General features: G+C 63.1%; 19 protein-coding genes, 1 tRNA gene and 1 pseudogene. 6 read left to right on the top strand and 15 right to left on the bottom strand.

Going from position 1 to position 23,018, the window contains the following annotated elements; translation table 11 throughout:
- Positions 1-154: 154 nt before the first annotated feature.
- The 4 genes from X733_RS156725 to rsfS all read right to left on the bottom strand — a co-directional run bounded on the left by X733_RS156725 (position 155) and on the right by rsfS (position 3,884).
- A complete protein-coding gene (locus X733_RS156725; RefSeq protein WP_023684126.1) occupies positions 155-1,480 on the bottom strand; it encodes a S41 family peptidase in 1,326 nt (441 codons plus the stop codon).
- A 1-nt stretch (position 1,481) separates the two neighbouring features.
- The gene (locus tag X733_RS156720) at positions 1,482-2,840 is read right to left on the bottom strand and encodes a murein hydrolase activator EnvC (protein WP_023732986.1); all 1,359 of its coding nucleotides are present in this window, start codon (positions 2,838-2,840) and stop codon (positions 1,482-1,484) included.
- A gap of 122 nt (positions 2,841-2,962) precedes the next feature.
- Positions 2,963-3,445 carry a 23S rRNA (pseudouridine(1915)-N(3))-methyltransferase RlmH gene (gene rlmH, locus X733_RS156715; RefSeq protein WP_023684125.1) on the bottom strand — a complete coding sequence of 161 codons (483 nt, stop codon included), beginning with the start codon at positions 3,443-3,445 and terminating at the stop codon, positions 2,963-2,965.
- A gap of 61 nt (positions 3,446-3,506) precedes the next feature.
- The gene (gene rsfS, locus X733_RS156710) at positions 3,507-3,884 is read right to left on the bottom strand and encodes a ribosome silencing factor (protein ID WP_023668698.1); all 378 of its coding nucleotides are present in this window, start codon (positions 3,882-3,884) and stop codon (positions 3,507-3,509) included.
- Between the two features lie 241 nt (positions 3,885-4,125).
- Between rsfS and X733_RS1000000171425 the strand changes: the two are divergent.
- Both X733_RS1000000171425 and X733_RS1000000170675 read left to right on the top strand, forming a co-directional pair.
- Positions 4,126-4,391: pseudogene (locus tag X733_RS1000000171425) on the top strand (mechanosensitive ion channel family protein); the annotation flags it as partial.
- 110 nt (positions 4,392-4,501) lie between these two features.
- A complete protein-coding gene (locus X733_RS1000000170675) occupies positions 4,502-4,990 on the top strand; it encodes a mechanosensitive ion channel family protein (protein WP_245263581.1) in 489 nt (162 codons plus the stop codon).
- Positions 4,991-5,005: 15 nt separating this feature from the next.
- On the opposite strand, the gene X733_RS156705 is transcribed toward X733_RS1000000170675, so the two are convergent.
- From X733_RS156705 to obgE, 5 genes are all read right to left on the bottom strand, one after another.
- Positions 5,006-6,286, bottom strand: a complete 1,281-nt coding sequence (locus tag X733_RS156705) for an MFS transporter (protein WP_023818237.1) — start codon at positions 6,284-6,286, stop codon at positions 5,006-5,008.
- A gap of 74 nt (positions 6,287-6,360) precedes the next feature.
- Complete coding sequence (locus X733_RS156700; RefSeq protein WP_023693161.1) at positions 6,361-6,948, bottom strand: nicotinate-nucleotide adenylyltransferase; 588 nt, start codon at positions 6,946-6,948, stop codon at positions 6,361-6,363.
- A 163-nt stretch (positions 6,949-7,111) separates the two neighbouring features.
- Entirely contained in the window at positions 7,112-8,398 is a 1,287-nt protein-coding gene (locus X733_RS156695; protein WP_023818238.1) for a glutamate-5-semialdehyde dehydrogenase, read from the bottom strand.
- Positions 8,399-8,401: 3 nt separating this feature from the next.
- Positions 8,402-9,580 (bottom strand): glutamate 5-kinase, encoded by a 1,179-nt coding sequence (proB, locus tag X733_RS156690; RefSeq protein WP_023744952.1) that lies wholly within the window; start codon positions 9,578-9,580, stop codon positions 8,402-8,404.
- A gap of 2 nt (positions 9,581-9,582) precedes the next feature.
- A complete protein-coding gene (gene obgE / locus X733_RS156685) occupies positions 9,583-10,614 on the bottom strand; it encodes a GTPase ObgE (RefSeq protein WP_023693164.1) in 1,032 nt (343 codons plus the stop codon).
- A 167-nt stretch (positions 10,615-10,781) separates the two neighbouring features.
- Between obgE and X733_RS156680 the strand changes: the two genes are divergently transcribed.
- Complete coding sequence (locus X733_RS156680) at positions 10,782-11,645, top strand: endonuclease/exonuclease/phosphatase family protein (protein ID WP_023668690.1); 864 nt, start codon at positions 10,782-10,784, stop codon at positions 11,643-11,645.
- Positions 11,646-11,836: 191 nt separating this feature from the next.
- Here the strand turns inward: X733_RS156680 and X733_RS156675 are convergent, their stop codons facing one another.
- The 3 genes from X733_RS156675 to X733_RS156665 all read right to left on the bottom strand — a co-directional run bounded on the left by X733_RS156675 (position 11,837) and on the right by X733_RS156665 (position 13,633).
- Positions 11,837-12,424 carry a GNAT family N-acetyltransferase gene (locus X733_RS156675; protein ID WP_023688901.1) on the bottom strand — a complete coding sequence of 196 codons (588 nt, stop codon included), beginning with the start codon at positions 12,422-12,424 and terminating at the stop codon, positions 11,837-11,839.
- Positions 12,425-12,556: 132 nt separating this feature from the next.
- Positions 12,557-12,826, bottom strand: a complete 270-nt coding sequence (rpmA, locus tag X733_RS156670) for a 50S ribosomal protein L27 (protein WP_015315190.1) — start codon at positions 12,824-12,826, stop codon at positions 12,557-12,559.
- Between the two features lie 99 nt (positions 12,827-12,925).
- Positions 12,926-13,633 (bottom strand): 50S ribosomal protein L21, encoded by a 708-nt coding sequence (locus tag X733_RS156665; RefSeq protein WP_023700236.1) that lies wholly within the window; start codon positions 13,631-13,633, stop codon positions 12,926-12,928.
- Positions 13,634-14,002: 369 nt separating this feature from the next.
- Here X733_RS156665 and X733_RS156660 point away from each other — a divergent pair.
- Positions 14,003-14,092, top strand: a tRNA-Ser gene (locus tag X733_RS156660).
- Positions 14,093-14,232: 140 nt separating this feature from the next.
- On the opposite strand, the gene X733_RS156655 is transcribed toward X733_RS156660, so the two are convergent.
- Positions 14,233-16,212, bottom strand: coding sequence for an EAL domain-containing protein (locus X733_RS156655; RefSeq protein WP_023818239.1), 1,980 nt, complete (start codon positions 16,210-16,212; stop codon positions 14,233-14,235).
- Between the two features lie 267 nt (positions 16,213-16,479).
- On the opposite strand from X733_RS156655, the gene X733_RS156650 reads away from it, so the two are divergent.
- Positions 16,480-17,526 carry a class I SAM-dependent methyltransferase gene (locus tag X733_RS156650; RefSeq protein ID WP_023684116.1) on the top strand — a complete coding sequence of 349 codons (1,047 nt, stop codon included), beginning with the start codon at positions 16,480-16,482 and terminating at the stop codon, positions 17,524-17,526.
- 276 nt (positions 17,527-17,802) lie between these two features.
- On the opposite strand, the gene X733_RS156645 is transcribed toward X733_RS156650, so the two are convergent.
- Positions 17,803-18,696, bottom strand: coding sequence for an SDR family oxidoreductase (locus X733_RS156645; protein WP_023715923.1), 894 nt, complete (start codon positions 18,694-18,696; stop codon positions 17,803-17,805).
- Between the two features lie 125 nt (positions 18,697-18,821).
- Here X733_RS156645 and X733_RS156640 point away from each other — a divergent pair, with 125 nt between their 5' ends.
- Positions 18,822-19,760 (top strand): AraC family transcriptional regulator, encoded by a 939-nt coding sequence (locus tag X733_RS156640; RefSeq protein WP_023818240.1) that lies wholly within the window; start codon positions 18,822-18,824, stop codon positions 19,758-19,760.
- A gap of 1,320 nt (positions 19,761-21,080) precedes the next feature.
- On the opposite strand, the gene recQ is transcribed toward X733_RS156640, so the two are convergent.
- On the bottom strand, positions 21,081-22,919 hold the full coding sequence (gene recQ, locus X733_RS156630; protein WP_023818241.1) for a DNA helicase RecQ: 1,839 nt from the start codon (positions 22,917-22,919) through the stop codon (positions 21,081-21,083).
- Positions 22,920-23,018: the final 99 nt, after the last annotated feature.

The following is a 23,018-nucleotide window of genomic DNA, read 5'->3' on the forward strand; positions in this document are numbered from 1 at the left end:
ATCTTTTCGCCATGCGCAGATCCAAAACTGACGGCGCGTCCCCTGCGCCTTTTGAGGCGCAGCGCCCAGCGGTCCCCGAATCAAACTGCCGGAACCTCACGGTCCCGGCAGCATTGCATCGCTTCGATTGGGCAGCCAGAGCTACCAGTCGATTTCACTGGTTAAGCACTGCCTTCTCCGGATTCGGCGGGAATGCCGGATCGGTCTTCTGGCCGCGCAGCAGCTGTTCGGCATAGATCAGCTGCAGATCGTCCTTCGGATCCGGCGGCACATAGGCAGCCGAGCCCGAGCCGGTATCGCTCTCGTCGGCGCCCTTGATATGGCCCTTGAGGTCCGATTCGCCGCGCGTCAGGTCCCTGCCCTGCAGTTCGGGCGGCAGCGGCTGGTCGACCTTGATGTCGGGCGTGATGCCCTTGCCCTGGATCGACTTGCCGGACGGCGTGTAATAGAGCGCCGTCGTCAGGCGCAGCGCGCCGTTCTCGCCAAGCGGGATAATGGTCTGCACCGAGCCCTTGCCGAACGACTGCGTGCCGACCACTGTGGCGCGGCGCAGATCCTGCAGCGCGCCGGCGACGATCTCGGAGGCGCTGGCCGAACCGCCATTGACGAGCACGATCAGCGGCTTGGCGCCGATGTCGTCGCCTGCCTTGGCGTCGAAGCGTGTGACGTCCTTCGGGTCGCGGCCGCGGGTCGAGACGATCTCGCCACGGTCGAGGAAGGCGTCGGACACGCTCACCGCCTGGTCGAGCAGGCCGCCCGGGTTGAGCCTGAGATCGAGCACATAGCCCTTGAGCTTGTCGTTCGGCACCTGCTTCTTGATGGTGTCGATGGCGCTCTCGAGGTCGTCATAGGTCTTTTCGGTGAAGGAGGTGATCTTCATGTAGCCGATGTCGTTCTCGACCCGGAACTTGACCGCCTTGACCTTGATGATGTCGCGCACCACCGTCAACTCGATCGGCTTGTCGGCGCCCTGGCGCAGGATGGTCAGCTTGATCGGCGTGTTGACCAGGCCGCGCATCTTTTCGACCGCATCGTTAAGCGTCAGGCCGCGAACCTCTTGGCCGTCGATCTTGGCGATATAGTCGCCGGCCAGCACGCCTGCCTTGGCAGCCGGGGTGTCGTCGATCGGCGTGATCACCTTAACCAAGTCGTTCTCCATGGTGACCTCGATGCCGAGGCCGCCGAACTCACCCTTGGTCTGCACGCGCATGTCCTGCGCCTGCTCGGCATTCATGTAGGAGGAGTGCGGGTCGAGCGAGGTGAGCATGCCGTTGATGGCGTTTTCGACCAGCGACTTGTCGTCCGGCGGCGTCACATACTGCGCCCGCACGCGCTCGAAGATGTCGCCGAAGATCGCCAGTTGCTTGTAGGTCTCGGAGCCTGCAGCGTTCGCCGTCGAGCCGGGCGCGCCATAGACCAGGCTCATCGCTGACGCGCCCATCAGCGCACCGGCAATAAGAAGCGACAGTTTCCGCATCATTTCACGTCCTTCCAGAGAAGCGGTCCGCCCACCATGGGGTCGGATCGACGGGTTTTCCATCCTTGCGGAACTCGACATAGAGTTCCGGCGTGGCATTTCCATTCTTCGAGGCCGAGGTGCTTGCCACCCGGGCCTCTCCCATCGCGCCGACCGGCTCTCCTGCGAGCACCGACTGGCCAGACGCGACGCTGATTCTGCTCATCCCCGCCAGAACGACATGATAGCCGTCTCCCGCATTGAGGATCAAGAGTTGACCATAGGAGCGAAAAGGCCCCGCATAAAGCACATTTCCGTCCGCCGGTGCCGTGACGATGGCTCCCGATTGTGTCGCAACCATGTCGCCAAGCATCACCGCGCCGTTACCGTCATCGGCCCCGAAACGCAGCTTGATCTTGCCGGTGACCGGCAGCGAGACCTGTCCCTGAAGTGCCGAAAACGGCGCGGCGGCGGTGAGGCGGTTGCCTTCCGGCACGGGCAGCGAAGCCAGTTCCGTCGACGCGGTTGTGCCTGCATCGGCGTTATCGGCGTCGGGCTTATCGCTGTCGGCCGCTTTCTGCTCGCCTGCCTTGACGGCATCCGCCGCCTTGCGGCTCTTGTCGGCCTCAAGCGAAGCGATCAGCTCTTTCAGGCTGCCGGCCTTGGCCGCAAGCGCCTGGGACCGCTGCTTTTCAGCGGCCATCGCCGTCCAGGTGTCCGCCTCGAGCTTCTGCTTGGCTTCGAGCAGCATGGAGAGGCGTTTCTTTTCCGCCGTCTGCTCGCCGACCGCCGCCGTCAGCCGCGTCCGCTCGGCCTCGATCGAGCCCGTCACCCGGGTCTGTTCCCTGAGGTCGGCCAGCAATTTGTCGGTCTGCTGGCGCAGTTCGGGCACCACTGCGCCGAGCAGGATGGCGCTGCGCACCGACGACAGTGCGTCTTCCGGCTTGACCAGGATCGCCGGCGGCGGATTGAGCCCCATGCGCTGCAGCGCCCCCAGCACCTCGGCCAGCACGTCGCGCCGCGCCGCCAGCGAGACACGGATCTTCTGTTCCTCGCCCTTCAGTCCTTCGAGCCTGGCGCCGATATCCTCGATGTCCTGGCCGAGCTTCTGCTCGGTCATCGCCGACTGGATAAGCGCCGCGGTGATCGAGGCATGGTCCTTCTTGACCGAAGCAATGTCGGCGGCGAGCTTGGCCAGCCGTTCGGACGACAGCGTGATCTCGGCCGACACCTTCTCATATTCGGCACGGCTCAGATCGGGGTCGGGCGCCACGTCCAGCGTATTTTCGGCCCGCGCAAGCCCGAGCGACAGCAAAACCACCGCTGCAGCGATGCCGCAGCGCGCGTGCCGAAAGCCCGTTCGTGATTTCCCGTTGTCAGCCATTGAAGCCCGACTCTATGCGTGGCTTCGTTAACGAACCATCAACCATGATCGAACCGAAGCCTAGCACAAAACAGCCGCGCATTGGGGCGGAAATCCGGACGATTGATCCTCGACCCACTGATTTACGAACGGTGGTAGGGATGTCCCGAAAGAATCGTTGCCGCCCGATAGAGCTGCTCGCCCAGCATGACGCGCACCAGTTGGTGCGGCCAGGTCGCCGCGCCGAACGAGACTATCAGCTCAGCCTGATCGCGAATCGACTGGTCGTGCCCGTCGGCGCCGCCAATGGCGATGACCAACGCCTTGCGTCCGCCATCGCGCAGCTGGCCGATACGGCTGGCGAAATCGTCTGAGGACAGGTTTTTGCCGCGTTCGTCGAGCAGGAACAGCGCCGTGCCCGGCTGCAGCTGTGCCTGCAGCTTCTGGCCTTCCTCGCGGCGGCGCTCATTGGCGTTCTGGGCTCGTCCCTCGGCGATCTCGGCGACACCAGAGAATTCGAACCCGATCGCCGGGCCGCTCTTGGCGAAACGCTCGAAATAGCGGTCGGCGAGTTCTCTCTCGGGGCCGGCCTTCATCCGGCCCACGGCATGAACTGCTATCTTCATCCCTGCCTCGGCGAGCTTTCAATCCATGTCGCACCCGGATGGTTACGACATGAGACGGAGCTCAGTGCAAGGTCTCTTCCTCAAGGTCCGGCGCCTGCCACATCTTTTCAAGATTGTAGAATTCGCGGACTTCTGGGCGGAAGACATGGACGATGATGTCGCCTGAATCGATCAGGACCCAGTCGGCGCCGGACAGCCCCTCGACGCGCGCCGTGCCGAGACCGGCATCCTTGAGCGCCTTGAGGAGGTGGTCGGCGACAGCCGAGACATGACGGTGCGACCGGCCCGACGCGATGACCATATAGTCGCCGAGGCTCGATTTCCGCTGAATGTCGATTGAGACAATATTTTCGGCCTTGGAGTCTTCCAGACTGGCAAGGACTGTCTTGATGGCACGGGACACGGCGTCATCTACGCTGATCCTGGCCGGCGAAGGCATGATGTCAGCCTTCTTCCGCAATGCTGTTCTCAGTGTATTTCCTTTCGCAGCAAGAACAACCAAATCACCCACGAAATCAGGTGACACCCTATAGATAGGCAGAGTTCCCTTGCAGTTTCAAGACGGGAGGCCCTGCCACCGCGAACGCAGTGCAAGACTTCCGGTTCCGGAGCCTTGAGAAAAATCGGAACCCATGGCCGCGGCAGGGGTTATCGACACACCCCCCAAACGGATTTTCCTGATGCCAATCGACCCCCAGAACACGCTGCTCACCGTGCAGGCTGGCCTTGCGCAACTCAGCACACTGATCGTTTCCTATTCCTTCTCCGCCATCGGCGCCATCATCCTGCTGGTCGTCGGCTATCTCGTCGCCGGGCTCGCAGAACGATCGATCTCAGCCGGCCTCGGCCATATCCATGGTTTCGACGCGACGCTGCGCCATTTCTTCTCGAAGATCGTGCGCTACGCCATCCTGATCCTGGTGGTCATCATGGTGCTCGGCCAGTTCGGCGTTCAGACGGCCTCGATCATCGCCGCCATCGGCGCCATCGGGCTGNATCGGGCTGGCAATCGGCCTGGCGCTGCAAGGCACGCTGCAGAACATCGCCGCAGGCATCATGCTTCTGGCGCTCAGGCCATTCCGCATCGGCGAATATGTCGAGGTCGGCGCCATTTCCGGCACCGTCGAGGAAATCGGCCTGTTCGCCACCAAGCTCCGCACGACAGACGGCGTCTATGTGCTGGCGCCCAATTCGACGCTGTGGAACCAGCCGGTGCGCAATTTTACTCGCAACGGTGTGCGCCGCGGAGACATCACGCTGAGCATCGGCTCCTGGAACGACATCGACCTGGCGCAGAAAACCATGCTGGGCGTTGCCGGCGGCGAGCGCCGCGTCAAGCGAGAGCCGGCGCCGATCGCCTTCGTCGCCACGGTGGGCGATGCCAGCGTCGCCATCACCTTGCGCTACTGGACCACGGCGGCGGATTTCTTCGCCACCCAGATCGATCTCACCAAACGCGTCAAGCAGGCGTTCGACGCCGAAGCCATTTCGGTTCCCGCACCTCCGCCGGAGGCTCGACAGGAAACTGCCGCTACCAGGCAGTAGGAGCTGTGAAACCGTTCAGCGCTTATCTTCCGGGGCGTAGGCGAGCTCCACCGGCAGCGGCGCCTGCGCCGACATCGGCGCGAAACTGCTGGTCTCCGTAGCGGGGACGGCGCGCGTGGTGGCCACTCGCCACAGCACGAACAGGCAGAAGACAGTGGCGATGACGATGGCCACATAAATGAAGGCCTGCGTGCCATAGACAGCCGACAGGGCCGTCACGATACCCGGCACGATGAACCCCGACAGCGACCAGGCAAACAGCAACGAACTCGACAGCGCCACCATGTCGTCCTTGCCGGCGCGGTCGGCGGCATGCGCGCTGGCCAGCGAATATATCGATTCCGAGGCGCCGTCCCAGACGATGTAGATCACCACGAGCACCATCAGCGCGCCGCCGTCGAAGCCGATGGCCAGAATACCGGCGACGATGGCCAGTGCCGCAGCGCCGGCCAGCACGTAACGGCGATCGGTACGGTCGGAAATCCAGCCGAGCGGTATCTGCAGGATCAGCGTGCCGACGGGCATCGCCGACAAAAGCAGCGCCACATCGGCCTGGCTATAGCCTTTGGCCGTGGCATGGATCGGTGCGAACCCGGCGATCGCCATCGACAGACCGCCGACGGCCAGCATGCCGGCCACGCCGACCGGCGAGATCCGCCAGGCGCGGCCAAGCGCCACGGAGGCTGCGCGAGGTGGCGGCGGTTGAGCCAACCGCGTCATGCCGACCGGCAGGATCGACACTGCGGTGAAGGCAATGCCGATCAGCGGCGCCTGCGCCGTCGCGATGTCGACCGCCGCCAGCAGGGCATAGCCGACGCCAAGTCCGGCGACATAGGCGACGTAAAACACCGCCATCACCCGGCCGCGAATGGCGTTTGCGACGGCATCGTTGAGCCAGCTCTGGGCGACGATGAACAGGCCGCATATTGCAAAACCGTAAAGCGCGCGTGCCGCGATCCACAGCAGCGGGTAGGTGCCGGCGCCAATGGCAGCATTCGACAGCGCTATCAGCGCCGACAGCACCATGAAGGCGCGGGCGTGCCCGACGCGGCGCACCAGCGGCCCGGTCAGGATACAGCCGGCAAGCCCGCCGGCCGACAGGCCGGTGATGATCAGCCCGGCCCAGGTCGGATCGAAGCGCTCGACGCCAAGCCGGACCGGGATATAGGCGAACATCAACCCGTTGCCGACCGCGATCAGCGCCATCGACACGATTACGCTGGCAATGGCGATCACGGGCGCCGGCGGGGCGCCATGATTGGGGTCGATGTCGGTCTGGTTCACTGAAGTGGCCATATCCAGCGCAGCATCGCCCAGCCAATCGCGAAAGGCCGCCGTAAAAGCGACATCGGCGATCTGGTCTTACGGAGTTACCCCTTGGCTTGCTGGCGAATAGCACTCGATGACAGCGACGAGCGTGGGCCGTGGATGAAGGTCCAGGCCGGCGCCTTCATGCGCGCGAGCCGGGGCGCATCACCCTCGTCGACGCGGGCATAGTCGAACGTCTTGGCCACGACCGAGGACAGGAAGGACAGCGTCGCGCCCGGGCGGTCGATGACCGCGATGGGGAAGGTCATGACGATCTGGCGCCAGCGCTGCCAACGGTGGAAATCGCGAAGTGAGTCGGCGCCCATGATCCAGACGAAGTCGACGCCGGGATTGCGTGCCTTGACCAGCGCCAGCGTGTCGGCGGTGAAGCGAATATGATGCGCCGCCTCGAAGGCGGTGACCTTGATCTTCGGGTTCTTGGCGACCTGCTCCGACTGGAGCAGCCGGTCGCTCAGCGGCGCCAATTCCCTGGTGCTCTTCAGCGGATTGCCAGGCGTCACTATCCACCATAGCTGGTCGAGCGCCAGCCGCCTGAGCGCGATTTCCGCCACCAGCGCATGACCGGCATGCGGCGGGTTGAACGAGCCGCCGAACAGGCCGACGGCAAGGCCCTTTTCGGCATGCGGCATGCGGAGGTAGTGCGAGGAAAGAGGCGCCCCACCCTCCCCCTTGTGGGGAGGGTCGATCCGCGAAGCGGAGCGGGGTGGGGGGATTGCAGAATTCAGCGTCGTACCCCCACCCGGCTCGCTGCGCTCGCCACCCTCCCCACAAGGGGGAGGGTAAGGCCAGCGCTCAAGGCCTCACCTGTCCCGACCCGCGCACGCGGTATTTGAACGAGGTCAGCTGCTCGACACCAACCGGTCCGCGCGCGTGCATCTTGCCGGTGGCGATGCCGATCTCGGCGCCCATGCCGAACTCGCCGCCATCGGCGAACTGGGTGGAGGCATTGTGCAGGAGAATCGCCGAGTCGATCTCGCTGAAGAAGCGCTGCACAGCCTTTGCATCCTCGGCGATGATCGCCTCTGTGTGGTGTGAGGAGAACGTCTCGATATGGTCGATGGCGCCGGCAATCCCGTCGACCAGCTTTACCGCGATGATGGCGTCGAGATATTCGGTCATCCAGTCGGCATCGGTCGCCGGCTTGGCGTCGAAGAACAGCTTCATCACTTCCTGATCGGCATGGATCTCGCAGCCGGCGGCGCGTAGCGCGTCGAGGATCGGCACCAGATGTGTGGAGGCCACCGCGCGGTCGACCAGCAAAGTCTCTGCAGCGCCACAGACACCGGTGCGCCGCATCTTGGCGTTGACGGCGATCCTGACCGCCATGTCGAGATCGGCCGAGCGGTCGATGTAGAGATGGCAGATGCCTTCAAGATGGGCAAAGACCGGCACCCGCGCCTCGCTCTGGACGCGCCCGACCAGGCTCTTGCCGCCCCGCGGAATGATGACGTCGAGATTGCCGCCAAGCCCTTTCAGCATCTCGCCGACGGCGGCGCGGTCGGTGGTCGGCACCAGCTGAATGGCGTCTTCCGGCAGGCCGGCGGCCTTCAGCCCCTCGACCAGGCAGGCATGAATGGCGGCGGACGAATTGAGCGAATCCGAGCCGCCGCGCAGGATCACCGGATTGCCGGCCTTGAGGCAGAGCGCGCCGGCATCCGCCGTCACATTCGGCCGGCTTTCATAAATGACGCCGACAACGCCGAGCGGCGTGCGCACGCGCTCGATCTGCAGGCCGTTGGGGCGATCCCAGGCGGCAATCACATCGCCGACCGGGTCCCTGAGCTCGGCGATTTCACGGATGCCATCCGCCATGGCACGGGTGCCCGCCGGATCGAGCTTCAACCGGTCCATGAAGGAGCCGGACAAGCCCGATTCGTGTCCGTTAGAGACATCGATGGCGTTGGCATCGAGAATCTGCTGCTGGCGCGCGATGATCGCGTCGGCCATGGCGAGAAGTGCGGCATCCTTGGCGGCGGCGGTCGCAATCGCCAACGGTCGGGCGGCCGCGCGGGCGCGGCGGCCGATATCAGCCATCAGCGCGACGGTGTCATCCCCGGATTGTTCATGCAACTTCAGCATGTCTCATCCTCCGCTTACCTCGCCCCCGGCCCATAGCTGGCCGGCAGGCCGTATCTGGTCACCCGGATCGCTCACCACCAGATCGTCCCTGTGGATCATCGCCGAGCGCGCCTCGTAGCCGAGCACGGTTTCGATCTCGGCGGTCTTCAGGCCTGCGATCCTTACGGCATCGGCGGCATCGTAGGCAACAAGCCCGCGCGCGATCTCGCGCCCTTCCGGCGACAGGATGGCCACCGTGTCGCCGCGCGAGAAATTGCCGCTGACCAGCCTGACGCCGGCCGGCAGCAAAGATTTGCCGGACAGCAGCGCACCGATGGCGCCGGCGTCGACGGTGAGCCGCCCGGCCGGTTCGAGCTGGCCGGCGATCCAGGTCTTGTAGCCTTTCACCGGATTGGCGCTCGGCCTGAAGAAGGTGGCGCGCTCGCCACGTTCGATCGCCATCAGTGGCGACAGCCTGGTGCCCGAGGTGATGATCATGGCGGTGCCGGCGGCGGTGGCGATCTTGCCGGCATCGAGCTTGGTGCGCATGCCGCCGCGCGACAGTTCGGATGCGGCCGCCCCGGCCATAGCCTCGATATCGGGCGTGATGCGGTCGACCACCGGAATGAATTTTGCATCGGGATCGCGCGCCGGCGGCGCCGTATAGAGCCCGTCAATGTCGGAGAGCAGCACAAGCAGGTCGGCGCCCATCATCGTCGCCACCCGGGCCGCCAGCCGGTCATTGTCGCCATAGCGGATTTCGGAGGTCGCCACCGTGTCGTTCTCATTGATGACCGGCACCGCCTTCATCTTGAGCAGCGTCGAGATCGTCGCGCGGGCATTCAGATAGCGGCGGCGCTCTTCGGTGTCGCCCAGCGTCAGCAGGATCTGGCCCGATTTCAGCGAACCCTTGCCCAGCGCATCCGACCACGCGCCGGCCAGTGCGATCTGGCCGACGGCCGCAGCCGCCTGGCTTTCTTCCAGCTTCAGCGCCCGTTTGCCGAGACCGAGAATGGTGCGGCCGAGCGCAATGGCGCCGGACGATACGACCAGGATCTCGGCGCCGCCATTGGCGAGCACCGCAATATCCTCGGCAAGCGAGGCAAGCCAGTCGCGCTTCAGGCCGCTGGTGCGGTCGACCAGCAAGGCCGAACCGATCTTGACTGTGATGCGCCGGTATTTTGTCAGCGATTGCGCCGTCATCGCTATTGGTCCCAGCGGGTCTCGACGGGAGCGGCAGCCCTGTCGCGCGCTTCGCCGACAACCGCCATCAGCGCCCGCAGCACCGCTTCGACGCCCTCGCCGGTGGCCGCCGACAGCAGCATCGGCGCGCGGCCGGCAGCGCGTTTGAGCGACGCAACCTTCTTCTTGCGCTCATCGGCGTCGAGGATATCGACCTGGCTCAGCGCCACGATCTCGACCTTCTCGATCAGCCCATTGCCATAGGCATCCAGCTCGGCGCGCACGGTCTTGTAGGCCTTTCCAGGATTTTCCTCCTGCGCCGAGACCAGGTGCAAAAGCACACGCGTGCGCTCGACATGGCCGAGGAACCGGTCGCCGATGCCGACACCCTCATGCGCGCCCTCGATGAGGCCCGGAATGTCGGCGATGACGAATTCGCGCGCATCGATGCGGGCAACGCCGAGACCTGGATGCAGCGTGGTGAAGGGGTAGTCGGCGATCTTTGGCTTGGCCGCGGTGACGGTTGCCAGAAAAGTCGACTTGCCGGCATTTGGCAGCCCGACCAGGCCGGCGTCGGCAATCAGCTTCAGCCGCAGCCAGACATTCATCTCTTCGCCGGGCTGGCCGGGATTGGCGCGGCGAGGCGCCTGGTTGGTCGAGGTCTTGAAATGCTGGTTGCCGAAACCGCCATTGCCGCCCTTGGCCAGCAGGAAGCGCTGGCCGACCACGGTCAGGTCGCAGATCAGCGTCTCATTGTCCTCGGCAAACACCTGGGTTCCGGCCGGCACCTTGAGCGTCACATCGGCGCCCTTGGCGCCGGTCATGTTGCGGCCCATCCCGTGGACACCAGTCTTGGCCTTGAAATGCTGCTGATAGCGATAGTCGATCAGCGTGTTGAGACCGTTGACCGCTTCCAGCCAGACATCGCCGCCGCGGCCGCCGTCGCCGCCATCCGGGCCGCCGAACTCGATGAATTTTTCGCGCCGGAACGACACAGAGCCGGCGCCACCGTCGCCGGAGCGGATATAAACCTTGGCTTGATCGAGAAATTTCATTGGACTACGCAGTTTCTGTTGGCCTTGCGGCTTTGCTCTAGATCTTGCGCCTTGCTCTAAACCAAGGCGCGGCCAAGGGCGAGGCCGTTTTGCGACTAAAGCGCCGGATGCCCTTTTGTCGGGGACGCGGTAGCAGTGTTCGCGGACGGAGCTTGAGGGGCGCGGGAATGAAGGTTGTGAGCTACAACATCCAGTACGGTATCGGTCTGGATGGCCGCTACGATCTCGGCCGCATCACCGAGGCGGTTCGCGGCGCCGACGTGATCGCGCTGCAGGAAGTGACCCGCAACAATCCGAGGAACGGCAACCGCGACATGGTCGCCGAGATCGGCGAGGCGCTGCCCGAATATTTTGCCGCCTACGGCAGCAATTTCGAGGTCAATGTCGGCTCGCGCCTGGAGGCCGGCCGCGCCATCACCACCACTTTCCAGCTCGGCAACATGGTGCTGTCGAAGACACCGATCCATCTGTCGCGCAATCTGCTTTTGCCGCGCAGCCGTAGCCTGGAGGCGATGAACTTCCAGCGCGGCGCACTTGAGGCGCTGGTCGAGACTCCGCTCGGCTTCATCCGCTTCTATTCCACGCATCTCGACCATCGCAGTCCGGTTGAGCGCGCCAGCCAGATCCGTTTCCTGCGCCAGCGCCTGTTGAACTATGCCTTCGAGGGCGGCGGTCTCTCCGGCATTCCCGAGATCGGCCTGCCGGACCTGCCCTATCCCGAAGCCTTCATCGTCATGGGCGACTTCAACATGCTGCCCGGCTCGCCCGAATATGTCGAACTCGTCGGCCGCCCGGACCATGAATTCGGCATGCCCTTGACCGCCGATCTCGCCGTCGACGTCGCCCAGCGCCTGAACACACCAGACGTCGTCACCTGGGTCGATCCCACGCGACCCGAAGACACAAGCCGCCACAAGCGCATCGACTACATCTTCACCTCGGCCTCGCTCGCCGGATCGCTGAAGCGCCTGTGGGTCGACCCGCAAGCGGTCGGTTCGGACCATCTCCCGATCTGGGTCGAGATGGGCTGAGTTGAGTCCGATCCACAACCAACGTTGCCAAACCTGTCGTTTGGAGGCACGCGCTAGGTGTGTTGAGATTCAGGTCAGGCCGAGCCGAAAACACTGGTTTTCGAGAACCGGAGCGGAGCGTACTTAAGTACGTGCACCGGAAGCGCATAAACCCGCGTTTGCAGGCCGGCCTCACCTGAATATCAAAACACCTAGAAATGCACCCAGTTGCGCAGGCTGATCCAGGTCTTTCTGTCCAGCCGGTACCGCTCGACCGGCACCTGGCCGGCGACGATCGAGTTCAGCATGCCCTGGCCGGCATACTGGAAGCCGCATTTGTGGATGACCCGGCGCGAGGCCGGATTGATCACCCGCGTCGAAGCCTGCAGCACCTGGATCGACGTCCGTTGGAAGGCGAGGTCGACCAACGCATGCGCGGCCTCCGTCGCATAGCCGCGCTTCCAATAGGGCTCGCCGATCCAGTAGCCGAGTTCCAGCCCGCGATCGGTCATGTTGAGGCCGGCGCAGCCGACGAAAATGTCGGTGCCGGCGAGCGTCAGGGCGTAGGCGATGCCGGCCCGGCGCGACCTGGTCATGGCCAGGAAGGCGCGTGCCTCGGCCTCGCCATAGGGGTGCGGCATGCGGGCCAGCATCTCGGCGACATGACGGTTGTCGGCAAGCTCGACCAGTTGCGCGATGTCGGCTTCACACGGGGCGCGCATCACCAGCCGCTCCGTGGCCAGCACCGGGCAATCTATCGCGTAACTTTCGTCTTCGGTGTCTTCCGCTTCGGCAACCATTCGACGTCCTCCAGGCAAGAAAAAAGGGGAGATGGAAAACCCATCTCCCCTGATCCTTTTCCTGGCTCCATTCACTGGTTTGGCCAGACACCGGTTCCCGAGATGGGCGCCGGTTTTATAGTGCGGAACCGGCTACTCCGCGGCTTTGGTAATCGGGTTGACCGATACGTAGGTTCGGCCGTTGGCTTTTTTGTTGAAGGTGACTGCGCCGGTCTCGAGCGCAAAAAGGGTGTGGTCCGTGCCCATGCCGACATTGACGCCGGGATGCCAGGTGGTGCCGCGTTGACGGATGATGATGTTGCCCGGGATGACGGCTTCGCCGCCGAACTTCTTCACGCCCAGACGCTTGGAATGCGAGTCGCGACCGTTGCGCGACGAGCCGCCAGCTTTCTTGTGTGCCATCTAACTAACTCCGATGCGCCCTGGGGCGCTTGAATGGTCTTATGAACGCGTTCGCGTTCCGTTTCAAGTCCGATCCGGCGACCTTGTCGCCGGTTCGTTTTACTTCTTCGCCAGTTCCTTGGCCTGCTCGCGCCAGTCGTTGATCTGGTCGGTGCTGAAGGGCATGTGCGCGTCGATCTTGGCCACGTCCTTGTCCGACAGCTTGGCAAGCTGGGCGAAGGTGGTGATGCCCTGCTCGTGCAGCTGGCCGGCGGCAACCGGGCCGATGCCCTTGATCACGGCCAAATCGTCCGGCTCGCCCTTCGGCGCCTTGAACAGCGGCGCGGCGACGGCGGTCTCCGTCTTGGCTTCATCCTTCGGAGCAGCCTCGGCTTTGGCTTCCTTCTTCGCCTTGGCTTCCTTCGGCGCGGCCTCGGCCTTCGCCTCGGGCGCTACGTCAGCCTTGACTTCCTTGGCTTCCACCTTGGCTGCGGCCTTCTTGGAAGGCTTGGCGCCACCCAGCAGGATCTCGGCGATCCGCACGGTGGTCAGAAGCTGGCGGTGGCCGATCTTGCGGCGCGAATTCTGCCGGCGGCGCTTCTTGAAAGCGATGACGGTGCGGTTCTTGCCCTGCTCGACGACTTCCGCCGTGACCAGAGCGCCATCGACGAACGGGGCGCCGAAGGTGACATTTTCGCCTTCGCCATGGGCGAGGACGCTGCCGATTTCGACGATATCGCCGACATTGGCTTCGAGCTTCTCGATCTTCAGGAGATCGTTGGCGGCAACGCGATACTGCTTACCGCCCGTTTTAATGACTGCGAACATTTTTTGCCTTTCGCTGTTCGGTCGGCCTCGATGAGCCGCGTCACGCGGTTCGGCCGTCTTTTTGTCAGTCTGCGGGTTCGAAAAACAAGCGGCGTGGAAGAACCCTCCACGCCGATTGCGCGCTTCCCCTAACCGAAGGTTCGGTACGAGTCAAGGCAAACGGGCGGAATCCTTGGCCACGCCGCCTCCTTGCCGCCCCCGATCTCTCCGGTCGAGGACCGGTTGGCCCCATCTGCCGACGTGGCCGCAACGCAGCCCTCCAGACAGAGCCCGCACAGGAAGCTGAATTCCCCCGCGGATTTGGCCTTGTAACCTGCCCGCCCAGCCGTTATCTAGTGCGCCGCGCCGGCAACGGCCGACCATGACCGCGGAGAGGTGGCAGAGTGGTCGAATGCACCGCACTCGAAATGCGGCATGGGTGCAAGCCCATCGGGGGTTCGAATCCCTCCCTCTCCGCCACCCTACGCCCTGCGGGCTTCGGGTGGCAGGCCACCCGGAACCGCATCTGGGCGTAGGAGTGTCGCCCGAAGCTACGAAGTAGCGTAGGGGGACCGGAACGAAGCAGGATGCCCTCCGAAGCTTCAGCGAAGGGGCTGCCGCTAGGCAACGAGGCCTTGCCTCATTTGGTTTACCTCTTCGATCGGGACTGGATGCCCGGTGAGGAAGCCCTGCATCAAATTTACCCCCAGGCGCTGCAGCAATATGTACTGCTCTTCGGTTTCGACGCCCTCGGCGAGCACGACATGGCCGAGATTGCGAAGCAGTCCGACCATGTCCCGCAACAGGCTCAAGCCGCGAGAGGTCTGGCAATCGTGGAGGAAGCTGCGATCGATCTTTACCACGTCGAATTTGAACCGGCGCAGCCATGTAAGGCCGGCAAATCCCGTTCCGAAATCGTCCAGCCAGATCTGAACGCCAAGTTTTCGCAACCGCTCCACGTTTCTGACCGCTTGCGCCTCCAGAAAGATGTCACTGCCTTCGGTGATTTCGATGGCCAGTTTCTGTGGAGCAAGGCCGTGCCTGCCAAGGATTTCGGTGATCCGGAGTGAAAAGTTGGGAGCCTTGAGCTGAAGAACGGATACGTTCACCGTCACGACCGAGCCCAATCCGTATTCCGCCATGTCACCGCAGGCTCGATCGATCAGCCACGTACCCAGTTCCACGATCGCTCCGGTCTGCTCGGCAACGGGTATGAATACGGACGGACTGATCATGGTGCCGTCGAAGTCGCATACCCGCATCAGACTCTCGTGGCCCAGCACGCGTCCCGACGCCAGCTCGCGAATTGGCTGGTAAGCGACAGAAACGAGCTGGTTGGAAACTGCCACCTTCAGCAGTTCTGAAAGATTTTCGCCGGAGCGATCCTGGCTGGTGGCGTGCGGGTCGTAAATCGTGAACGTAGCCCGACCGGCAAACTTGGACGCGTAGAGTGCGCGGTCCGCTTCCTGCAGCAGGATTCTAAGCTCTATGCTCTGATCGGCGCGCGTCAACGACGCTCCGGCACTGATCGTGACGATGTTGAGCTTGTCGCCCCGATCAGGGTGGTAGATATCCAAATCCTCTACAGCGCGACAGAATTTCTTCGTTATCTCATGAAGGTGAGCCCGCCCGGTGACCTTGCAGAGAATGACGAATTCTTCTCCGCCATAGCGGGCCGCGATGGCGTTGTTGGCAGCCGCCATCTCGGAAAGGACATGGGCGAGTTTGATCAGGCAATCGTCGCCGGCCTGGTGACCAAGTCCGTCATTAAACCTTTTGAAGTAGTCGACGTCGATCAGAATGAGGCCTATCTCGTCGTCGTCCGCGGCCCAGTCTTCGCGCAGCTCCGAGAATTCTCGAATGATCGCCCTGCGGTTCTTCATTCCCGTGAGCGGATCGGTGTCGGCGATTTCAGTTAGCTTTTGCCCCTTCTTGATAGCAGCCTGCTCCTGGAATTGTGCCCGAAGCGCGTGCAGGAAAGTCTGGTACCGCTCCAGACTCAGCCGCCAGGAAAGATAAAGCGACAAGACGAGGCAGTTCACGAAATAGGCCGACAACACGACCCGACCGGCGATGTCGGCCTGAAGGGAGAACATCGCGGCGTACACAAAGCTTGCGGCGACCGTCGCGGAGGCAAGGGCTGAAAGCCAAAAACGGAAGTTGAAGAACAGATTCGCACCCAGGATGAACACTGTGCCAAAAACCATGAAATGGGAGAGGGCATCCTGATGCTCTGTTCCAACAGCGGAGACGAGCCACCCAAGGGCACCGGAGACAATCGCCAGCGCTGCTACAAGGTGCAAGGTGGCAAGGGCAAAGCCCCGTCGGGCGACAAATTCGACAAGCGCCAGGGAAGTGACCCCTAGCGTAACGCGCGTCAAAACAAGCCGGCCGGCGACATCCGGAAAGAGAAACCAATCGAAAAGGCCATAGGCCACATAGCTGAATACAGCAGCCGCAATACCCCATCGCACAAGGCTGCGATTCTCATCGGCATCCTTCTGCAGGAACAGTGTCAGGAGTTCCGGATCGGCGGAATGCCACCGCGGACGTCCAATCGCTGCCGCCACCTTCTGGGCAACGTCCTCGCTCAGTTGCATCGCAACGCTCCTCCGCGATCTGCAGTAGCGAATGCAACAGCCGACGTCGCCTGCGGTCGGGGAATGAAGACGTCCCTGTCCGCAAGAAAAGTCAGATGTCGCTAACCGAGGGTAAACGGGCGGTTCGGATTTAGCCAGTTTGCAGGATTGATGGCCGTTCCGTTGATTAAAATTTTACTTAAATTTTATTAAAATTGTTAGCATTGGTTGGCGGCGCACCTATGCTGCTGGCCGGGGACCGGGGCGGTAAACCGGAGAGTAAACGGCATGCCTATCAAGCCAAAACTGCAGCTCGACCAATACAGCCTGGTCACCACTAGGCTGATGAAGAAACATGTTGCGACCTCCGAAGAGGCGGCTGACTCCGACGAGTTGAGGGACAGCACGGCCCAGCTCGCCCTGATACTGGACCTTGCTCATCAAGCCTTTGCGCGAAACAAACCGGCCGCCCCCGTCGTCCATCGTTTGGCGGGGCGACTCCACAAGCTCCGCCGGCAGGTTGCTACCGCGGTTTGGCAGAAACTCGTTCCTTTGGCTCAGCAGCATCGGGTCGCGGAATATTTGCTCCAGGACCCGTTCACGCGGTGGTCGGTCGAAAAACCGCGCGGGTATTCGGGCGATGCAGGCCTGCTGGATATTTACTACAAGCATCCCATCGCCGACGAGATCGTGGCCTCGTCGACCTTACTTGGTCGGCAAATCTATGCGTACACCAGTGAAGCTGCCAGTTCGGTGGCGGGGCGCGAGCGGCGGGATATTCTGGCCAGGACCGTGGACGAGACGGCCAGCAGTGTGGAAAAGGCTGAGGTGCTGGCGATTGCCTGCGGCCACCTCAGGGAAGCCGAACGCTCCGACGCGTTGGCCAGGCATAAACTGCAACGTTGGATCGGCCTGGATCAGGACCCCGTCAGCGTAGCCACGGTGAACCACGACTTTGCCGGCACGGCAGTCGAGGCAGTCCAGGGTTCCGTACGCGGCATCCTACGCCGCGCCTACGCCCTTGGCACATTCGATCTCGTCTACGCATCGGGGCTTTACGATTACCTGCCGCGTGCCATCGGCGTCCGCCTGCTTCAAAGAGCCATGGAACTCGTCAAGCCCGGTGGCGAATTCCTGTTTGCCAATTTCAGCGACGAGATAACGACGGATGGTTACATGGAGACTTTCATGGATTGGCCGCTCATCCTACGTTCGGCCGACGATATGTGGGACATCATCAATGCCGCCCTCGGCGGGAGTCCTTTCGACGCGAAAGTCTACTATGGCTCGAACCGGAATATCGTTTACGGCAAGGTGAGGAAGGGCGATCTCTAACTAGGCGCGGGAATCGCGCGCGCATCCCCGTAGCAAGGTAGGTCTGCCATGACGAGGCCATGCCTTCGCCGGCTTTCCGGCGACGGGCGAGCAGCTCGTCCGGGCTGCGGGCGGCCTACGCCGTGTTCGTTCTGATTGCCGCCATACAGATGTGGCGGCGGTTCCAGCAGCACGACAGTGCTGCCCGCTCGGCGGGCTGCGTCTGGCCGTGTTGCTGGCACTGCCGCTGATCGCCAGGCTGTCGGTCGTGCAATGCAACGCGACTGGCCGGCCTGATCAGGCCTCGAAATAGCGGGCACGATCGAGATCGGCGATGAGCCCCGGCCCGGTCGGCTGCCATCCCAGTGCAGTGCGGGTCTGCTCACTTGACGCCGACAAGTCCCTGCCGATGAAATGCCCGAGAAAGCCGAAATGCGCAGCCGCGTCCTCGGGGCCTATGGAAACGACCGGCAGGCCGAGCCGGCGGCCGATGATCTCGGCGATCTCTTTGCTCGCCACGCCCTGTTCGGCAACCGCATGATAGCTGACGCCGCCCGCCCCCTTCTCCACCGCCAGCCTGTACAGGGTGGCGGCGTCGAACCGGTGCACCGCCGCCCAGCAATTTGCGCCGTCGCCGACATAGGCCGAGACGCCCTTTTCACGCGCAATGGCAATCAGCATCGGCACGAAACCGTGATCGCCCTCGCCATGGACGGTCGGCGCCAGCCGCACCGTCGATGCGCGCACCCCGCGCGCTGCGAGCGCCACGGCCGTTGCTTCCGAAGCGCGCGGCATGGCGGCCGATGGAGGCGCGGGTTTGTCGTCTTCGGTTGCCGGCCTTCCCTGCGCAAAACCGGCGAGGCCGGAGGTGACAAGCAGCGGCCGCTCGGAACCCTCGAGCGCCGCGCCGAGCGTTTCGATGGCGCGCTGGTCAACTGCGCAACTGGCGGCGAATCTCGAAAAGTCGTGGTTGAAGGCCGTGTGGATGACGCCATCCGATTGGGCAGCGCCGCTGCGCAGGCTGTCGAAATCCTCGATATCGCCGCGATGCGCCTCGGCACCCGCGGCCACGATCGACTCCGCACCTGCTTCCGACCGCGCGAGGCCAAGCACCTGATGGCCCGCCCCGAGCAACTCCCGCACAACAGCCGAACCGACAAAACCGGTAGCCCCGGTAACGAACACACGCATGATGATTTCTCCTTGGTTTTTGTCGAGGCCGTACAGGCAGCCCCTTGCGAAGGAGATAGAAGTTTGAGATCATACGATCTATACTGTAAAATCCGAGATATCTTCGCAATCGTCCGAGAACGCTCATGGATCCGCTGTCAGACGTGCTGTCGCTACTGAAGCCGCGCAATTACCTGTCGGCTGGGCTGGAAACCGGTGGCGACTGGGCGATCCAGTTTCCTGACCAGCAGGCCGCCATCAAATGCGGCGCCGTGGTGTCCGGCCGATGCTGGCTGTCGGTCGAGGGCGTCCCTGACGCGGTGCGGCTGGACGTGGGCGACTGCTTCCTGTTGCCGCGCGGCCGGCCTTTCCGCCTTGCCAGCGATCTCGGCCTGCCGACGGTCGATGCGCGAACGATCTTTTCACCGGCGCGGACCGGCGGCATCACCGTCCATAATGGCGGCGGCGATTTCCTCCTGGTCAGCAGTCGCTTCACGCTGTCCGGCGACCATGCCGGCATCCTCTTGCGGATGCTGCCGCCCATCGTCCACATCCGCGGCGAGAGCGACCATTCGGCGCTTCGCTGGCCGGTGGAGCGGATGATGCAGGAATTGCGCCAGCGGCGTCCCGGCGGCTTTCTCATCGTCGAGCACCTCGCCCACATGATCCTGATCGAGGCCTTGCGCCTGCATATGACCGCGCAAGGCAATGTCGGCTGGCTGTTCGCACTGACCGACAGGCAGATCGGCGCGGCGATCGGCGCCATGCACGAAGACCCTGCACATGGCTGGACGCTGCAGCAACTTGCAGAGCGCGCTAACATGTCGCGATCGACTTTTGCGCTCAGATTCAAGCAGACGGTCGGGGCCTCACCTCTGGATTATTTGACGCGATGGCGCATGATGCTCGCCGGCGACCGACTGATGCATTCCGGCGATCCGGTTTCCGTCATCGCGCTGGCGCTCGGCTACGAATCCGAAAGCGCCTTCAGCACGGCATTCAAGCGCGTCATGGGCTGTTCGCCGCGGCAGTACAGCCGCCGGGAGCCGGACCTGACTGCGCAGGCCGAACGCGAAGCCGCCTGAGGCGGCGATCCGATCGCCCTTGATCACCTTGCCCTTAAAGGCTGTAGCGCGAACGAAACTCGGTGAACGACATCGCCAGATGGTTCTCGTCCACATGGCCGGCGATTCCGTCCACACTGCGCGAGTCGAGTTGTAGCGGGCGAGCCAGAGCGGACAATTGCCGAAGCCGCTCGGATTTCCCAGCGCGCTTCGACCGCTGCGGCCCTTCTGCTCAGACCGATCCCTTGCTTGCTCCATGGCATGCGCTTGACAATCGACTGATTCGCAACCCTTCGGGAATATAAGTGTTCCAGTTAACTTAGGGATAATCGGCAGCAGGAACTAGATTTCAGACGCTCAATTGGCACGAGCAAAATCGCGTTTTTCATGCTTTCAGAATGACTTGCTCGCGTGCTGGCGGTTAACCGGCACCAACTTCTCCGATTTCCTTGCCTCTACGGCTGGGTAGCGCAATAGGGTTAATTGCGCGATTGCTAATATGCCTATATCTTAGGCGGCGCGGGGGGCCTCATATCTTCCCGCAGTGGCCGGTGCGGTGAAGCCCCACAAGCATGCCCAACCTGCACCGGCCATTCCCTATGGCTGGGTATGGTGTTCACGCTCGGCAATCTTTTCCAAGAGCTTCCGTGAAGCCTCTAGGACGCGTCGCGTTTCGGCGATGGTCGATTGCAGGGAGTCCAGTTGGCTCTCCGCTCGGAGCTGGCTACGGCGGGCGCTTTCAATGAACTGGTGGTCAGGTTCCCACCGGTCTTTCATCGGGCTTAGCCTCTCTACAGACGAACGAACTTGTCGAGATCCAGGCGTATCCGCTGGCCCTCAGCATAGGACAGCGCAAACGATTCAATCACGAATGATCGGGTAATTTCCTGGTCTTCCTTGGCCACACGAACGGACCCATTCGCCGCCGGCTTCGACCACTTCCACGCAAGGCAATGCTTTGCGGATTGGACCCACGTTATCCACCACAGCCTCCTACGAAAAGCAATGGTAACGTCGAGTTCTATACTCCCGTCGAAAGCGGGTTTTCAACAACAAAGATGGTCTGAATCATACCATTCGGCTCAGCGGATAGCGGCTGCCAACGTAGCGTCTCCAAGGCCAAGAAAACCGCCACCCGCGCGCAACAGCGGGTTCCATAGTCACGGCTCCATCCGAAGAATCGACCGCATAGATTCAGGAATGTGTGTTGTCGTCACGGTTCCATACAATTTGGAAGGCCATTCCCCCTACGGCAGGGTAGCGCCAAAATGAAAGGATAAGCGGGCGGGCAAGTTGAAGGCGTACTGATGCCGGATCGGGCTTTGGTCCAGCAAAACCCTTTCAGCCTGGCGTCTCGGAAAGGTGCGCGGCAATGGCGCTCACAAAAGCCTTGCCGAACTCCTTGAGTTTGGCGGCGCCGACGCCATTCACTTCGGCAAAATCGTCGAGGTCTTGCGGACGACGCTCGGCCATGTCGATCAGTGTACGATCCGAAAACACCACATAGGCCGGCACCTGGCGTTCCTTGGCCAGCCGCAGCCGCACCGTCTTGAGCGCCGCGAGCAGCGACGCATCGACATTTTCGCTCTGAGGGCTCTGCCCGGCGCGAGCCGCGCGGCGCGCGGCGCGCGTGCGCATCTCGACCCGATACTGGAACGGCACCTCGCCCCGGCCGAGTGCGTGGCCCTTGTCCGCGATGGCCAACCCGCCATGGCCGGCCGGGTCCGGCATCAGGAAACCGTTCGCGACCAGCTGGCGAATCATAGATTGCCAAAAATCCTTCTTGTGCGCGGCGCCATTGCCGAAGGCTGCCAGCCTGTGATGCCCCCTTGCCGCGATCTTTTCAGTCTCGTGGCCGATCAGGATGTCGATGACATGGCCGGCGCCGAAGCGCTCGCCGCTCTGCGCCACCGCCGCCAGGATGAGGCGCGCCTCGGCGGTGCCGTCGGCGCGCGGCGCCTGTTCCAGGCAATTGTCGCAATTGCCGCAAGGGACCGCCTCTTCACCGAAATAACCGAGCAGCACCTGGCGGCGGCACTCGGCCGTCTCGCAATAGCCGATCAGCGTATCGAGCCGGCCATGCGAGCGGCGCTTGTGTTCGACAGCGGCGTCCTCGTCGTCGATGAACATGCGGCGCATGCGGATGTCGCCAAGGCCGTAAAGCATATGCGCCTCCGCCGCCCGGCCGTCGCGACCGGCGCGGCCGATTTCCTGGTAATAAGCTTCGAGGCTGCCCGGCAGGTCGGTGTGGAAGACATAGGCGACGTCGGGTTTGTCGATGCCCATGCCGAAGGCGATGGTCGCCACCATGACGACGCCGGACAGCGTCATGAAGGCGTTCTGGTTGGCATCACGCGCCTCCTTGCTCATGCCGGCGTGATAGGCGAGCGCGGTGACGCCGTTCTTTTCGAGGAATGCCGCCACCTCTTCGGTCTTCTTGCGCGACAGGCAGTAGACGATGCCGCTGCGCCCCTGATGGCGCTCGATGAAGTTGAGCAACTGCCGCTTGCTGTCCTGCTTGGGCTCGATGGCAAGCTTGATGTTGGGCCGGTCGAAGCCAAGCACCTGCGTTTCGACACGCCCGCCAAACAGCCGTCTCTCGATGTCTGCCCGCGTCGTCTCGTCCGCCGTCGCCGTCACCGCAATGATCGGTACGTCGGGAAAGATGCCACGCAGTTGCGAAAGGTCTTCATATTCGCGCCGGAACGCCGGCCCCCACTGCGAAATGCAATGCGCCTCGTCGATGGCGATCAGGCTGACATCGAGCCTGGCAAGCGCATCCAGCATCCGCTCGGTCATCAGCCGTTCCGGCGCGAGGTAGAGCAGCCGCGTCTGGCCCGACGCGACGCGGCGCCATGCCGCGACATTGGCATCACGGTCGATCGAGGAATTGATCGTATCGGCGGCGACGCCGGCGAGGCGCAGTGCGGCGACCTGATCCTGCATCAGCGCCACTAGCGGCGAAACGACAATGGTCAGCCCGCCCTTGACCAGCGCCGGAACCTGATAGCACAGCGATTTGCCCGCACCCGTCGGCATGACCGCCAGCACGTGGCGGCCGCCAAGCAGTGCCTCCATCACCGCGGCCTGTCCGGGACGGAAATCGTCGAAACCGAACACGTCCTTGAGGACGCGCCGTTTGGGATCGTGCGTCGGTACGCTCGTCGTCGATATCTGCATCACTGATGTTTTCGATCGGCCGCCCGAAGCAGCGGCGTGGACAGAACGATTAGCGCAGCCCCTGCGTGACCACAACAAGCAGCAGCAACACCCCACCGG

The organism is Mesorhizobium sp. L2C066B000, from assembly GCF_000502335.1.
GTDB lineage: Bacteria > Pseudomonadota > Alphaproteobacteria > Rhizobiales > Rhizobiaceae > Mesorhizobium.